Source organism: Caldicoprobacter guelmensis, from assembly GCF_016908415.1.
GTDB lineage: Bacteria > Bacillota > Clostridia > Caldicoprobacterales > Caldicoprobacteraceae > Caldicoprobacter > Caldicoprobacter guelmensis.
Map to the genome: position 1 here is coordinate 350,710 of NZ_JAFBDW010000002.1, position 15,429 is coordinate 366,138.

The following is a 15,429-nucleotide window of genomic DNA, read 5'->3' on the forward strand; positions in this document are numbered from 1 at the left end:
TAAATTATAATGCTATTTAAGAGGTCAGTCAATCTGCTTTTGTCTATATTATTGTGCAACCCCTTATTCACAATAACTTGACAAAAACTTGTAACCATACTATGCTTTAAGTTGAATATTAACTCAAATCGGCAAAATAGGAGCTGAGAGATGATGACAGATAAGATGGTCAACGCTCAGGGATTGACCGAAGAGGAATTTTTAAAGCAGTATGATCCTGATAAGTACGCTACCAGCAATCCTGCACTTACTGTAGATATGCTCCTTTTCGCATTGCGTGACGATGAAAAATCCAATACAGCTGTAACATCTACTAAGCACTTAGATGTACTTATGATAAAGAGAGGCGATCATCCTTTCATGGGTAAGTGGGCGCTTCCTGGGGGGTTTGTAACGCGCAATGAAGACCCGGAAAAAGCGGCCTTGCGTGAGCTTAAAGAAGAAACTGGTATAGACGAGGTACACATGGAACAGCTTTATACCTGGGGTGCCCCGGGACGTGACCCGCGGACCCATGTGGTTAGCGTTTCCTATATGGCTCTGGTTGATGGGGCAAAGGTAAAAGTGAGGGCTGGCGATGATGCCAGCGATGCCAGGTGGTTCAAAGTAAACCTCGATGTTGTCGATAAAAGAAGAGATACTATGCCAAATGGATATATTATGGAAGTCAAGTACAGGCTAGACCTTTGGAATAATCAACAACAGCTATATGGGGTGGTAAAAGCTATAAAAAGCGTGGAAAATGGAATAGTAAAGAGCAGGTATAAACTTCTTGAAGTGCAGGACATTGCATTTGATCACGCTGTAATAATTACTTATGGGCTTTTGCAGCTTAGAAAGAAGATATGGTTTGCCCCCTTAGTTTTAGGCGTTATGCCTCAATATTTTACAATGGCACAGTTAAAAGAGGCTTATGAAGCTGTATTGGGTGAAAAGTTTACACTGGACGAATTTGCCGATGAAATCTTAAAAACAGATATGATAGTTGAAGTTAAGAATGATGGCAAAGTGGAAGCTGGAAAAGATAAACTGTATATGCTCAATCCAGAGTGGGATTGCAGTAATGTTGTGTAGATATTTGTGAGGTTACGTTTCACCTCCTTAAATAGAGGTGCGATGACCTTATAAAAAGTTTATGTGCTAGGAGATGAAGAAATTGGTTAGGGTGGATTGGAAGGAAAAAAAGAATCTTACCATGCTCACCGACTTTTATGAGCTTACCATGTCCAACGGTTATTTTGAGCATGGGTTTAAGGACACGATAGCGTACTTTGATATGTTTTTCAGGAAAGTGCCTGACGGTGGCGGCTTTGCCATCATGGCGGGGGTTGAACAGCTGATCGATTATTTAAAAAATCTGCGCTTTACTCCCGAGGATATAGAATATCTCCGCAGCAAGAAGATGTTCAGCGAAGAGTTCTTAAAATACCTGGAGAACTTCAAGTTTGAGTGCGATGTGTGGGCAATTCCGGAGGGTACGCCAATATTTCCCAATGAGCCCATTGTAACGGTTGTAGGACCCGTCATCCAAGCTCAGTTTATAGAGACCATGGTGCTTCTCACCATAAACCACCAAAGCCTTATTGCTACCAAGGCCAACCGTATTGTACGGGCGGCGCAGGGAAGGCCGGTTATGGAGTTTGGCTCGCGCCGGGCACAGAGCTATGACGGTGCGGTGCTGGGCGCCAGAGCCGCTTATATAGGTGGGTGTGTGGGCACTGCCTGCACCATAGCCGAGAGGGATTTTGGGGTGCCGGCGGTGGGAACCATGGCCCACAGCTGGGTGCAGATGTTTCCATCGGAACTGGAGGCCTTCCGCGCATACGCAAGGACATATCCCGATAAATGTATACTGCTGGTAGATACGTATAACGTCCTGAAGAGTGGTGTACCAAACGCCATAAGGGTGTTCAGGGAAGAGGTAGTTCCTAGAGGATACAGGCCTCAGGGTATACGAATAGACAGCGGCGACATCGCATATCTGTCCAAAAGGGCACGGCAAATGCTTGACGAAGCAGGTTTCAATGATTGCAAGATCATCGCTTCAAGCTCGCTGGATGAATATATAATCAGGGATTTGTTGCAGCAGGGGGCTGCCGTCGATGTCTTTGGAGTGGGTGAAAAGCTCATTACCTCTAGCAGTGAGCCGGTATTTGGTGGGGTGTATAAGCTGGTTGCGGTGCAGCAAAACGGTAAGATCATACCAAAGATAAAGATAAGTGAAAATGTGGAGAAGATAACCAATCCAGGTTTCAAACAGGTGTACAGGTTGTATGATAGAGAGACAGGCAAGGCCATTGCGGATGTGATAACCTTGCATGATGAAGTGATAGATGATACCAAGCCGTACGAGATATTTGATCCCATACACACATGGAAGCGAAAGACGGTCACCAACTTCATTGCACGGAAACTCCTTGTCAAAATATTTGATAAAGGCAGATGTGTGTATGAGAGCCCTGATATCCACAGCATAAGGAGATACTGTCAGGAACAGGTAAATACCCTGTGGCCAGAGGTATTGAGGTTTGAAAATCCCCACAACTATTACGTGGACCTCTCTAAACCTCTATGGAATTTGAAGCAAGAACTGCTCAATAGATATGGCAATATGTAATAGTACAAATATACTAAGGTAATCAAAGTGAATTGTTTTTAGGAGTATTAATTGGCTTGTGCTAAAATATATAGGAAACATTGTGGTGGGTGTTCATCATTTTTTTTAGAAAGGGGGAGTGAGGCACACTGCCTGTTGAGTATTAACCTATATAAGCAAGAGTGCAGGTATGTGCCTAAATCAAATGAAAATATTGGTTACACCGACGTCTTTTAATAAAGAGGCGTGTCCTGAAGCGTGGCACATGCTAGAGCAGTTTGCCAGTGAAATTGTTTGTAATCCATATAACCGCCCGCTGACGGCCGATGAGCTTATTCCACTGCTTGAGGGCGTTGATGGATATATAGCGGGTGTAGACGATGTTTCGGCCAGGGTGATAGAAAACGCTCCTTCGACGCTCAGGGTGATTTCAAGGTATGGGGTTGGATATGACCAGGTGGATATTAAGGCCTGCGGTCAACGGGGAATTGTAGTAACAAATACTCCTAGAGTCAATGCAGAGTCAGTGGCTGATCTTGCGTTTGGGCTTATGCTTTCGGTTGCAAGGCAGATCCCCTATGCTAACAATCAGACAAAAAAGGGAGGTTGGCCACGTATCACAGGGATTGAACTCTATGGTAAGACTTTAGGAATCATAGGTTTGGGAGCCATAGGCAAGGGTGTGGCAAGGCGAGCAAAAGGTTTTTCCATGAGGGTGCTGGCATATGACCCTGCGATAGATGAGGATTTTTGCCGACAATACGGTATAGAACCTTCTTCTTTAGAGGTTGTATTGTCGGAGTCGGATTTCATATCGCTGCATTTGCCGCTTAAAGATCAAACCCGACATATCATCAATTCAAGCACAATTTCTATGATGAAGAGCGGCGCTATTTTAGTTAATACAGCACGAGGTGGGTTGGTAGACGAACAGGCGGTGTATGAGGCTTTAAAATCGGGCAAATTAGGAGGATTTGGCATGGACGTGTTTGAAGTTGAGCCGCCTGGAAACTCGCCGCTATTTGAGCTTGAAAATGTGGTGGTGACTCCACATATGGGTTCAAGTACGGTAGAAGCGATAAGGGCCATGGCTAATTTGGCGGTCAAAAACCTCATTGATGTTTTGACCGGAAAGGAGTGCCCCTACATAGTAAACGGGGAATATTTAAAGTAGTATGAGTGGGTATATGCTAAGATGGATAATGCAGCAGATCTTAAGATTGGGTAAATAAAAAAGGGGCGGTGTGCTGTGAGTAATCAAAATAAGTATTATAGTGTGTTCCCAAAGGTAGTTCCTGCAGACAGGCAGTCGCTTATAACTGTAAAATCGGTATTCCCACATCGGGCTTTTAAGAATGATAGGCAGTACGAAGTTTTATGCCATCCTGTAGATTATTGTAAAAATAACAACAAACATGATAAGTGCTGTAAATTTCATACATATATCAGAGATGGTATTTTGTATATAAACGGGTATTTTGAAGGAGAACAGGAACACATCATATATATAAATGAGGAAACGCAAGATGGAAAAAGGGAAATAGGTGTATTTAGTGTGTATTCATTGGAGGAAGATTTGTATAACAGAAGGCCATATAAGGGTGATATGCATATACATTCTTTTTATTCGGATGGTTTGGAATCTCCGGCATATGTTGCTGCATCTTGCAGGAAGATAGGTTTGGATTTTATGGCTATTACCGACCATGGGCTGTATAATCCATCTATAGAAGCTCAGCAAGCATTTGAAGGTGTTGATATAGACCTTAAAATATTTAGAGGGGAAGAAGTTCATCCGCCGGAGAATCCTGTACATATTATCAATTTTGGCGGTAGTTTTAGTGTAAATGAAATGTTTAAAAAGGATGAACGTGCTTATAGAGAGGAAGTTTATGAGATTGAAAGAAGTATCGCCAATGAAATACCTGAGGAAATGGAACGATATCAGCTCGCATCTTCTATATGGTGTTTTGATAAGATTCGGCAGGGGGGAGGATTGGGAATTTTTTGTCATCCTTTTTGGAGAGTACATAGTGGGTACTATATATCCACCCTTCTCACTGAATATATGTATGAAAAGCAGCCCTTTGATGCGTTGGAGCTTATAGGGGGATATTATAAGAGCCAAATTGAATCAAACATTTTACAGGTGGCCTCGTATTACGAGCAGCGAGCAAAAGGAAAGAAAATACCCGTGGTGGGAGTGTCAGATGCTCATGGTTGTGAAACAGGTGAGCTTTTTGGTTGGTATTATACCATTGTTTTTTCACCAACTCTAGAATTTGAAGACATAAGAGATAGCATAAAAAGCTGTTACAGCGTGGCGGTAGAAGCAGTTCCAGGCGAGAGAAAGATAGTCCATGGTGAATTTAGATTGGTGAAGTACGCCCTCTTTTTATTAAGAGAAGTACTGCCGCAACACGATGAAATTTGTTATAACGAAGGTTATTGGATGATTGAGTATTTGAAAGGAAACAGTAACGCCAAGAATCAGCTTGAGAGTTTAAAAGGTGGAGTGGATAGGTTTTACTCATTGTGTTGGGGATAGTATTTAATATTTTTAAATAATGTGGTTGTGGAACATCAATAACGAGGATATTTGGGGTGCGCGAGATCACTTACTGGGAGGCTTTCAGGTTGCTCATTATAACGGAGATACTGTTTGTGGGATCAGTTTTTAGAGTTAACTTTTGAACATTTGCTCTTTATAAATTTACAGTAGATTAGGTTTTTCTTTATAACGCTCATGTGTAATTGCATGGGCGTTTATTTTTTAGATTTAAAGCTCCAACTTGGATTACTTGAATGCCACCGAATATTCGATGATAAAAAATATTGACATTGCTGTAATGTCGTGTTAGTGTAATAGTGTACCAATTCACTAATACACAATCGAGGATCGGGGGCCGTCTTATAAGGTTTATGGGTATTGTAAGGGTCATTTTCACACGGTAATAGGACCGGCAACTTGAGGGGGAGATCAACATGATGTTGAAGAGGAGTGCCCTGAATATCGTCATTGACCCCGATGCGCCCATACCTATTTATATGCAAATTATCATTCAAATAAAGGGTTTGATCGCCAGCAGGGTTCTTGCACCCGGAGATAAACTGCCTTCTGTGAGAAAGCTCAGCCGCCAGCTGGGGGTAAATCCCAATACTGTGGCACGGGCGTATCAGGAACTGGAGCGAGAAGGCATTATACGCACAACTCGTGGAATCGGGGCGTTTGTGGGCAAACCAACTCTTAAAGTTTCAGCACAGCAGCGTTCAGAGCTTATGAACAGGATATTGGATTATCTGTTTACCGAGGCGTATCATCTCCAGTACAGCAAAGAGGAGCTTTGCTCTATGTTTATGCAACGGCTTGAACGGTGGAATCCGGACAAAAGCTGCTGATGGATGGAATACCAGACAATGATGAGGGGGTCATAATATGATCGAGATAAAGGAAGTTAAAACACGGAAGGATTTGAAGCAGTTCGTCTATTTTCCTTATAAGCTGTATGCAGGAAACAAATACTGGGTGCCGCCTCTTGTGATGGATGAGATGAATACCCTTCGCCAGGATAAAAATCCTGCTTTTGAGTACTGTGAAGCCAAGTACTGGCTGGCGCTCAAGGACGGTGAGGTTGTAGGACGAATTGCCGGTATAATAAATTACAAATACATAGAGAAGTGGGGGCAGAAGAACGCGCGTTTTGGATGGATAGATTTTATAGATGACCCTGAGGTATCAAGAGGTTTGCTTGCAACTGTGGAAGATTGGGCAAGGGGGAAGGGAATGACAGGCCTGCATGGGCCTCTGGGTTTTTGTGACCTTGACAGGGAGGGTATGCTGGTAGAAGGATTTGAAGAGATGGGCACCTTTACAACTATTTATAATTATCCGTATTATCCCGTTCATCTGGAAAACAACGGCTACGTTAAAGACGTGGATTGGCTTGAATACGAATTGGAGGTCCCCCTGCAGCTACCCGAGGTTATACAAAGGGCCTCACAGGATGCCTTAAGGAGGTTTAACCTTAAGGTACTGGACGCAAAAAGGCCCAAAGATTTCATTCCCTATGTCAGGGGTATCTTTAACCTCTTGAACGAGGCCTATAAGGACCTTTATGGTGTGGTACCGCTAACCGATAAGCAGATAGAGCTGTACACCAAGCAATATTTCGGCTTTGTAAATCCGGACTATGTAAAAGTAATTCTGGATCAAAATAATGAGGTAGTGGCATTTGGCATTGCATTTCCATCTTTGACGCGGGCAATGAGAAAGACGAACGGAAGGCTTTTCCCCTTTGGATTCATACACGTTTTAAGGGCTTTGAAGAAAAACGATACCATTGATTTGTGTCTGGTAGCTGTAAAGCCTGAGCTGCAGGGCAAAGGAGTGAATGCCATTTTGATGAGCGAGATTCACAAGGCGTGCATCAAAAACGGCATAGTCAAAGCGGAGTGCAATCCTCAGCTGGAATCCAATGTGAAGGTTCGAGCTCAGTGGCGATATTTCAATTTTAGGCAACACAAGCGGAGAAGGTGCTATATAAAGTACTTCTAATGATGACCAGGTAAAAGCTCCTGGCGAAAATGGCCGGTTTGAATACCAATTTTGCTAGAAGCAAATTATGGGGTATTATAACTTAAATGCCTTTTCGATCTCAGCTATCTGCTCGTCATTGATGGTTACTAACTTTCCCAAATCCCTAGCTGCTATGATGGCCTTGGCGCTGTATTCGGCTACTTCCAGCCTGTCGAAGGCATTGAGCAGGCTGCTTCCCGTTACGATGACGCAGTCGTTTTCCACCAGCACCACCGATGTTTCCTTGGAAAATGCATCTGCCGTCATTTCTGGCTGCATGAAGGTACACCCAAATGGTAATTTGGGTATGTTTCGCAGCATTATATAGCTCTCTGGTATGGTCTTGGTTTCAAAATTTTCATCTGTGACGGCAAAAGCCATGATGTTTGGCGGGTGAGCAATGAGCACCGAGTTGATGTAGGGGTGCTTGTCGTATATGGCTTTGTGCAGCAGTACCGACCGGCTGGGGTTTTTCCCTGCCTCTTTCCATCCGTTTTCAATGCGTACTAGGTCTTCCTCTTGGAGATACTTTCTATCCAGCCCGTAGGGCGTGATTATAAAGGAACCGTCGCTCAGCCTTTGAGAGAATGTACCCTGCGTGCTGGTGAAAAGCTGCTGGTCATAGGCGCGGTGTATGAGCTGGCACATGTTCCGCCTGGCTTCCCTTTCTTCGCTGGTAAACCTTTTGGGAATGAATTCGTTCAGCGTGACATCCTGCTTGTTCTTGGATATTTCTATGTGCCTGTCGGTTAGGCTCCTTAAAATTCCCAGTCTCCGAGCTTTCAGTTCAAGCCTTGCGCAGAAATCCAAGGTTTCAAAGGCCATGAACGCTTCAAACAGGTTTTTGCCACCCGTCACCACACCATGATTTTCGAGTATAACGGTTTTAAAGCCCTTTTCGAATTGGGCTGCAATCTTTTTGCCAAGGTCTTTGCTTCCAGGCAAGCCGTATTCTGCTATTCCGACCTGGCCACATATCAGATGTACATTGGGTATGAGCCTTGTGTTTGGTATTTGACGCACTATGCTGAAAGCTACAAGCGCAGGCGGATGGGCGTGAATAATGGCTTTTATATCAGGCCTTTTTTGATAGATCATCTCGTGAAAGGGGAGTTCAACTGAAGGTTTGTGAATCCCTTCTACGGTTCCATCAGCTTTCACGCGTATTATATCATTGCGGCTGAGAGAACCCTTGTCAACTCCGCTGGGAGTGATCCATATATCTCCGTTGTCGTCAAGGATTGATATGTTGCCACCCGATGTGGTGGTCATACCGTACCGGTATATTCTCTCCATGATCATTACTATTTGATCGGCTGGATGCAGTAGTTCAAACTTCAACATTTTGACCCTCCTTTTTCTTAAGACTATACAGCCATTAACTTAAAGTTTGCGAATTTCATTTTGGACAGCAATTTCTTATTTTAGCATTAAAAAAACAATAACGAAAAGGGGTGTTAAACTCCCCTTTTCGTCTGACCCATCTGTTTTTATTTTGTGGCCAAAACCTTTTTCAATCTTGCAAACCTTGGTAATCCGTTTTCGAACGGCGGCCTCGATTCGCCTTGGATAAGCGGCATAGCGTATTTGATAAACTCTTCGGTGACGCCGTTGCCTTCTTTGTTTATCCATTCGCGCGGTACCTTCTTCTCCACGTTGGCAACATCGGTCAAGTTGACCAATTTTATGTTGCACTTGTATTCTGGCCCTTCTTCCCTCTCAAACGCCACCATCTTATCGGTTATGCCTTGTACTGCGTACTGTACAGCGGCTTGTCCGGCAAGGTAGGCTTCATTCACGTCGGTAAGCGAAGCAACATGGGCTGCGCATCTCTGGAGCAGGCTGAATTCAATCCCGCGTACCTTGGCTCCGGTTTTCTCCTTCAATATTCCAGCCAGAGTGGATGCAAGGCCACCCAATTGGACGTGCCCGAATGCGTCAGTGTGTTTGTGCAGTGCAGGACCGTATTCGAAAATATATTTTCCGTCTTTATCTCTTATGCCTTCGGATACGGCCACGATGATGTTTTTCTTTTTCTCGTATACTGCCATTACCTCATCTATGAATTTATCGAGGTCGAAAGGAATTTCAGGCAAGTATATGAGGTCCGGACCGTATCCCTGTACACCTGCAAGTGCCGATGCCGCAGTAAGCCACCCGGCGTTTCTCCCCATTATTTCCAGCACTGTGATTATTTTTGTGTCATACGCTCTTACATCTAGGTAAATTTCCATTGTGGATGTTGCTATGTATTTAGCTGCGCTGCCATAGCCTGGACAGTGGTCAGTACCCCACAAGTCATTATCTATGGTTTTGGGTACACCCATCACTCTGCACTCATAACCCACTTTTTGCATGTACTTGCTTATCTTGTTGCAGGTGTCCATTGAATCGTTACCGCCATTGTAAAAGAAATACCTTATGTTGTATTTTTTGAATATTTCCAGCAGCTTTTTGTAATCGGTGTCATCCTCATCAGGGTCTCTCAACTTGTAACGTACGGAACCCAGCAAGGATGAAGGAGTGGTTTTGAGCAGTTCCAGCTCATATGGGTCTTCTTTGCTCATATCATAGAATTTCTCATTTAATATACCCTGAATGCCGTGTGCTGCCCCATAGACTGCTGTTATACAATCCTGCTTTAACGCCTCTTGAATTACGCCTGCCGCAGTGGCATTTATAACTGCAGTAGGTCCACCTGATTGACCAAGTATACAAGCGCCTCTCAATTCGCTCATTGACAAACCTCCTTTTTAAACTTTAATGTTAATTTATGTAAATATTTTTGTTGTGTATCCCTCTTAAACTTTATCGTACCTTATAAAATATACCATATTTGATTTTAAAAAGCAATTTTCGTAGACAAAAATCTAACAAATTATTTTATATTGGAATAATTTGGTGATGAAATTTTGAAAATGACCTTGATTTTGAAAATGAATGTGATAAAATTAATGTGACTAAGAATTCTAATGTGAGTACATAATCTTAGAAAAGGAGTTGTTGTGTTATGCCATTGGTTACATCAAAGAAAATGTTTGAAAAGGCTTATGAAGGTGGTTATGCCATTGGTGCTTTTAATGTAAACAACATGGAAATCATTCAAGGCATTACTGAAGCTGCAAAAGAAGTAAATGCCCCTTTGATCTTGCAGGTGTCTGCCGGTGCGAGAAAATATGCAAAGCATACATACCTTATGAAGTTAATTGAGGCTGCCCTCATTGAAACCGACCTTCCCATTTGCGTTCACCTGGACCATGGCGACAGCTTTGAACTTTGCAAGGCGTGCATTGATGGTGGATTCACGTCGGTTATGATCGATGGTTCACACCTTCCATTCGAGGAGAATATAGCTTTGACCAAAAAGGTAGTCGATTACGCCCATGAGAGGGGCGTGGTTGTAGAGGGCGAGCTGGGAAGGCTTGCTGGAATTGAAGACGCTGTAAATGTGTCTGAGGAGGAGGCTTTCTTTACCGATCCCGACCAGGCGGCTGAGTTTGTCGAGAGGACTGGGGTGGATTCACTAGCGATTGCTATAGGTACAAGCCATGGGGCATATAAGTTCAAGGGTGAGCCAAAGCTGAGATTTGATATTCTTGAGGAAATACAAAAGAGGCTTCCTGGATTCCCCATTGTATTGCATGGGGCTTCTTCGGTAATACCGGAATTTGTTGAGAAGATCAATAAGTACGGCGGACAGATGCCAGGGGCAAAGGGTGTACCGGAAGATATGCTGAGAAAGGCAGCGTCCATGGCTGTATGTAAGATAAACATTGACTCTGATTTGAGGCTTGCCATGACAGCTACTATAAGAGAATATTTTGCTAAGAATCCCAGCCATTTTGACCCAAGACAATACTTAGGTCCTGCTAGAGAGGCTATTAAGGAGCTTGTAAAGCACAAGCTGGTAAATGTGTTAGGATGTGCTGGGAAAGCAGACGAAGTAAGGTAAAATTTATTTGGTCAATGATATAAGCTTCTAAGGCTCCTCATAAATGTGCTGATTAATGAGGAGCCTTGTCTTTTGATTCTCGGTATTCCGTTAACCGAATAAAGGGATATTAAGAAAAAGATGGCACTGATCGCTGCAGCCAAGGTCAGCGATACGATGAGGGAAGAGCCGGCATGTGTGGATAAGTTAAAAACGCATCGTCCCAATGATGCCATTACAAGAGCGGCAAAACCGGGTTTAAAAAGCCAGTCGGCCCATCTTATCTGAAGTTTGGTAAGCTTTTTTACTGCAGAAAAATTCAGCATGGATACTGTAATGTTCCTCAAGTTAAATCCAATGATAAACCCGTATATTCTCAGGGCAGGGATGGATACAAGAAAGTAGGTACATAAGACCTGAATGATTCCTCCTATAAACAGGTTTAGCGTTGAGCGCTTTTGCCTGTCAAGGCCGTTTAAGACTGCGCTTAAAGTATGCTGAAGGGCAAGGAAGATTGCGCCCAATGTAAAAGGGGTTAGCAATTGTCCTACTTGGGGTTGAGCATACAGCGCAATTCCGATGGGTTGTCCAAGGGACAGCAGGAGGGCAGTAGATGCAAAGGCAACAAGGGATGTAAGCTGGATGGCACTTGAGATGTTGTGTCGTATGGATGACCAATTGCCAAGAGCCATTTCCTCCGCAAGATGGGGAATTATTATGGTGGAAAGCGCATTTGTAATGGTAAAAGGGATGAAAAGCAGTGGCATTACCATTCCTGATATAATGCCAAACAGCGATACCGCCTGGCTGTTTGTCATGCCGCTAGCGGCCAAGCGCCGAGGAACGAGAATGCTGTTGATGGAGTTTATGGAGGTAATTATAATCCTGGTAAAGGTTAAGGGGACAGCTATGGAGATAATGTTTTTGAGAAGTAAAGAAAATGGGGAAGTTTTGGCGTTATTGCCTAGGGTTTTGATGAATTTTGTGGAGTAATGGTATCGAATATGGAGGTATAATAAACTTGCAAGTTCTCCTATGACAACGCCGAATACAATGACTATAACTGCTTCTTCATAACCCTGAGGTTTTAGCCATAAGAGCAAAAATCCTACCGAAGAGATTCGGATCAGTTGTTCCAATATTTCAGCCAAAGCAGGTTGGTGTGTATGCTTTATGCCGTAGAAATAGCCTTTAAGTGTTGCTCCCATACCGGTTATAATAACGCATGGAAAGAGAATAAATAGTGGTATGTGGGTACGAGAGTCTTTTAATATTCTATTGGTGATCCAGTTTAAGTTGGTTAAGATTAATATAGAGAGGACCAATCCTACAATTATTACTATCAACAGGGCTGTTAATACGATCCTCTTACATTGTCTATAGTTTCCTACAGCATTGCTAGATGCTACCAATCGCGAAACAGCAATCGGTATCCCTGAGGTCGTCAAAGCTAATGCAATGGTGTATGGAGGAAATACCAACTGGTATACTCCCGTGCCTTCGGGTCCCAGCAGTCGGCTCAGCATTATTTGGTATACAAAGCCAATGATTCGGACCAGCACATTTGCCCCAGCCAAAATGAACGTTCCGTACAGCATGGAACGGGGATTAGTCTTCAATTTGCCATTCCTCCGATATAAATTGTTCTGGTTTCATAAATATTCACCTCAAATGCTTAGTAGAAGCAGGAATATGTTTTTTGTTTTTTATGAGATGATTGAAAAATATGCTAAAATATTTTTTTTTAAGTTATATCAGTTTGAAAAGTGGATAAGGAGGGGTAAAACAGTGGAAACCATGACGGGGGTTGAGCGCATTCACAATATTCTAAAGCGTAAGCCGGTAGACCGCATTGGCGTATTTGAGCACTTTTGGGGTGATACCCTTAAAAAATGGCAAGAAGAGGGGCATATCGGACCGGATGAAAATCTGATTGACCATTTTGGGTTTGATATGGAACTGTGTTGGCCGTTTAATCTTGTAGCCGATTTGGATTTTGTTCCAGAGGTGGTTGAAGAGACAGAAGAGACCATCTTGATTCGAGATGGAAATGGAGCCTTGCTTCGGAGACACAAGCTTCATGACAGCACACCTGAGCATGTAGATTTTTTGGTCAAGGATCGCAGAGGATGGGAGGAATACATAAAGCCATTGCTTAAGCCTGATCCCAGACGCATTAATTTTGAAGCTTATCGAAAAGCCAAAAAACATGCACAGGAACACAACCGCTTTTTTGCCTGGTCGGGTGTCAATGTCTTTGAATGTATTCATCCTGTGTGTGGGCACGAGCATATGCTTGTTGGTATGGCACTTGATCCAGAGTGGGTAAAGGATATGGTCGATACCTATGCTACCCTCATTATTGAACTTCAGGAGATCCTTTTTTCTCAGGAAGGATATCCTGATGGCATATGGTATTATGAGGATATGGGTTTTAAGCTTAAGCCTTTTATGTCACCGGCAATGTATAGAGAGATAATACAGCCGGGACACAAAAAGACCATTGAATATGCGAAAAGCCATAATCTGCCTGTTATTATGCATTCTTGCGGATATGTGGAGCCTCTTGTGCCAGGTATGATCGAAGCGGGAATTGATTGCCTGCAGGTGATTGAAGTAAAGGCGGGCATGGATTTAATTAAGCTGTATAAAGATTATGGCGATGTGCTTTCGTTTATGGGAGGAATTGATGTAAGGGTGTTGTATACAAACGATAAAAGGCTCATAGACCAGGAACTCGAAGCAAAGATTCCGATAGTGAAAGGTAAGTATGGATATGTGCTGCACAGCGATCATTCTATCCCCAATACTGTGAATTATGAAACTTATCGTTATTTTGTTGAAAAAGGACTGGAGTTGGGTACTTATTAGTTGAGGCTGTAATGGAATTATTGCACAAATTCTCTTGAAATGGGGGCGTGTAAAATGCGTGTTTTGGTTTTTTGTGATGACCGTTGGCATCCCTCAAGTGTGGTAAAAAGCGGACTTGGGCCTCTTATGGTTGAAGGCTTTGAATTTGTCTTTAAAGAGGACATGGCTGATTTGACGATGAACCTTTTATGCCAGTTTCCTGCAGTCATACTTGCAAAGTCAAATAATTTTTCATCAACGGATACAATGGAATGGGCAACTAAAGAAGCTCAACAAATTTTTGAGAGCTATGTCCTGAATGGCGGTGGCCTTTTGGCCGTACATTCGGGTACGGCAGAATACAGGGAAGCCACCATAATTCGCCGTATACTGGGTGGTGTCTTTATACACCATCCCGAACAATGCCTGGTCACGGTAGAGGCTGCAGGGAAACATGTTATTACTGATGGATTTGAGCCTTTTACCTTAAAGGATGAACACTATTTCATGGAGATCAATGATGACGATGATGTGCATGTCTTTTTGACTGCAACATCTAGCCATGGGATGCAGCCTGCCGGCTGGACGCGTAACCATGGTAAAGGGAAGGTGTGCGTATTGACTCCAGGTCATAACCTGGAGGTATGGCTTTATCCCAGTTTTCAGTTGTTGTTACGGAATTCACTCAATTGGCTGGTCAAGGATTAAGGATAGGAGGTTTGAGCAGATATGGAGCCGATAGCTGTTATAACAGGAGCCGATCGCGGGCTTGGGTTTGCGCTGTGTGAAAAGCTTTTGGAGAAGGGATGGCGCGTATTTGCCGGCCAGTATATGCCAAGCTGGCCACAACTAGCGGGTTTAAGTGAAAGATATCCTGAAAAGCTCCATGTTATATTGCTTGATGTGTCATTCGATGAATCAGTAAAGGCAGCTGCTATGCAGGTTTCTTCAATTGTGAACCATCTCGATATGCTAATTAACAATGCGGGCATCATTTCACCGTATAACGAATTGGATATAAGGGAGCAGTTGAATTATGAGGATATGCACCGCATTTATGACGTTAACGCTTTAGGTCCCATACGAACGGTAGGAGCGTTTTTGCCATTGATGGATAATGGAAGGTTAAAGCGCCTTTGTTTTGTGTCCTCGGAAGCCGGTAGCATTGGGGCGTGTACGCGAAAGGCGTGGTATGGCTATTGCATGTCCAAAGCCGCTCTCAATATGGCGGTAAAGATAATCTTTAACAGGTTAAGGCCAGAAGGTTATACCTTCAGGTTATATCATCCTGGGTGGATGCGCACTTACATGTGGGGAGAGAAAAATTATGAGGCTGATATGGAGCCAGAAGAAGCGGCTGTATATGCTTTACAATATTTTTTGAGCGGTACGCCGTATGCAGAAGGAGATATACATATAGATGAGGACCGCTTGGTTTTAAGGGATTATAGGCTGAATGAATGGCCATGGTGATAT

General features: G+C 43.3%; 13 protein-coding genes. 10 read left to right on the top strand and 3 right to left on the bottom strand.

Annotated features, from left to right (window positions below; genetic code table 11):
• Window positions 1-153 precede the first annotated feature (153 nt).
• The 6 genes from JOD02_RS04285 to JOD02_RS04310 all read left to right on the top strand — a co-directional run bounded on the left by JOD02_RS04285 (window position 154) and on the right by JOD02_RS04310 (window position 7,151).
• Window positions 154-1,074, top strand: a complete 921-nt coding sequence (locus JOD02_RS04285) for an NUDIX hydrolase (RefSeq protein WP_204487244.1) — start codon at window positions 154-156, stop codon at window positions 1,072-1,074.
• A gap of 82 nt (window positions 1,075-1,156) precedes the next feature.
• Window positions 1,157-2,617, top strand: a complete 1,461-nt coding sequence (locus tag JOD02_RS04290) for a nicotinate phosphoribosyltransferase (protein ID WP_279380650.1) — start codon at window positions 1,157-1,159, stop codon at window positions 2,615-2,617.
• Between the two features lie 184 nt (window positions 2,618-2,801).
• Window positions 2,802-3,770, top strand: coding sequence for a phosphoglycerate dehydrogenase (locus JOD02_RS04295; protein WP_204487248.1), 969 nt, complete (start codon window positions 2,802-2,804; stop codon window positions 3,768-3,770).
• Between the two features lie 75 nt (window positions 3,771-3,845).
• Complete coding sequence (locus tag JOD02_RS04300; RefSeq protein WP_204487250.1) at window positions 3,846-5,144, top strand: PHP domain-containing protein; 1,299 nt, start codon at window positions 3,846-3,848, stop codon at window positions 5,142-5,144.
• A gap of 437 nt (window positions 5,145-5,581) precedes the next feature.
• On the top strand, window positions 5,582-5,995 hold the full coding sequence (locus JOD02_RS04305) for a GntR family transcriptional regulator (RefSeq protein WP_243426320.1): 414 nt from the start codon (window positions 5,582-5,584) through the stop codon (window positions 5,993-5,995).
• Between the two features lie 37 nt (window positions 5,996-6,032).
• A complete protein-coding gene (locus tag JOD02_RS04310; RefSeq protein ID WP_204487252.1) occupies window positions 6,033-7,151 on the top strand; it encodes a GNAT family N-acetyltransferase in 1,119 nt (372 codons plus the stop codon).
• A gap of 75 nt (window positions 7,152-7,226) precedes the next feature.
• On the opposite strand, the gene JOD02_RS04315 is transcribed toward JOD02_RS04310, so the two are convergent.
• Both JOD02_RS04315 and JOD02_RS04320 read right to left on the bottom strand, forming a co-directional pair.
• The gene (locus tag JOD02_RS04315; RefSeq protein ID WP_204487378.1) at window positions 7,227-8,513 is read right to left on the bottom strand and encodes a class II aldolase/adducin family protein; all 1,287 of its coding nucleotides are present in this window, start codon (window positions 8,511-8,513) and stop codon (window positions 7,227-7,229) included.
• Between the two features lie 149 nt (window positions 8,514-8,662).
• Window positions 8,663-9,910, bottom strand: coding sequence for a 6-phosphofructokinase (locus JOD02_RS04320; protein WP_204487254.1), 1,248 nt, complete (start codon window positions 9,908-9,910; stop codon window positions 8,663-8,665).
• 272 nt (window positions 9,911-10,182) lie between these two features.
• Here JOD02_RS04320 and fba point away from each other — a divergent pair, with 272 nt between their 5' ends.
• Window positions 10,183-11,124, top strand: coding sequence for a class II fructose-1,6-bisphosphate aldolase (fba, locus tag JOD02_RS04325; RefSeq protein WP_204487256.1), 942 nt, complete (start codon window positions 10,183-10,185; stop codon window positions 11,122-11,124).
• Between the two features lie 11 nt (window positions 11,125-11,135).
• On the opposite strand, the gene spoVB is transcribed toward fba, so the two are convergent.
• The gene (gene spoVB, locus JOD02_RS11875) at window positions 11,136-12,701 is read right to left on the bottom strand and encodes a stage V sporulation protein B (protein WP_394355739.1); all 1,566 of its coding nucleotides are present in this window, start codon (window positions 12,699-12,701) and stop codon (window positions 11,136-11,138) included.
• Between the two features lie 199 nt (window positions 12,702-12,900).
• On the opposite strand from spoVB, the gene JOD02_RS04335 reads away from it, so the two are divergent.
• The 3 genes from JOD02_RS04335 to JOD02_RS04345 are packed head-to-tail and all read left to right on the top strand — an operon-like array spanning window position 12,901 to window position 15,426.
• Entirely contained in the window at window positions 12,901-13,974 is a 1,074-nt protein-coding gene (locus JOD02_RS04335) for a uroporphyrinogen decarboxylase family protein (protein ID WP_243426348.1), read from the top strand.
• A 54-nt stretch (window positions 13,975-14,028) separates the two neighbouring features.
• Window positions 14,029-14,661, top strand: a complete 633-nt coding sequence (locus JOD02_RS04340) for a ThuA domain-containing protein (RefSeq protein WP_204487262.1) — start codon at window positions 14,029-14,031, stop codon at window positions 14,659-14,661.
• 21 nt (window positions 14,662-14,682) lie between these two features.
• Entirely contained in the window at window positions 14,683-15,426 is a 744-nt protein-coding gene (locus JOD02_RS04345; protein ID WP_204487264.1) for an SDR family NAD(P)-dependent oxidoreductase, read from the top strand.
• The last annotated feature ends 3 nt before the right edge of the window (window positions 15,427-15,429 follow it).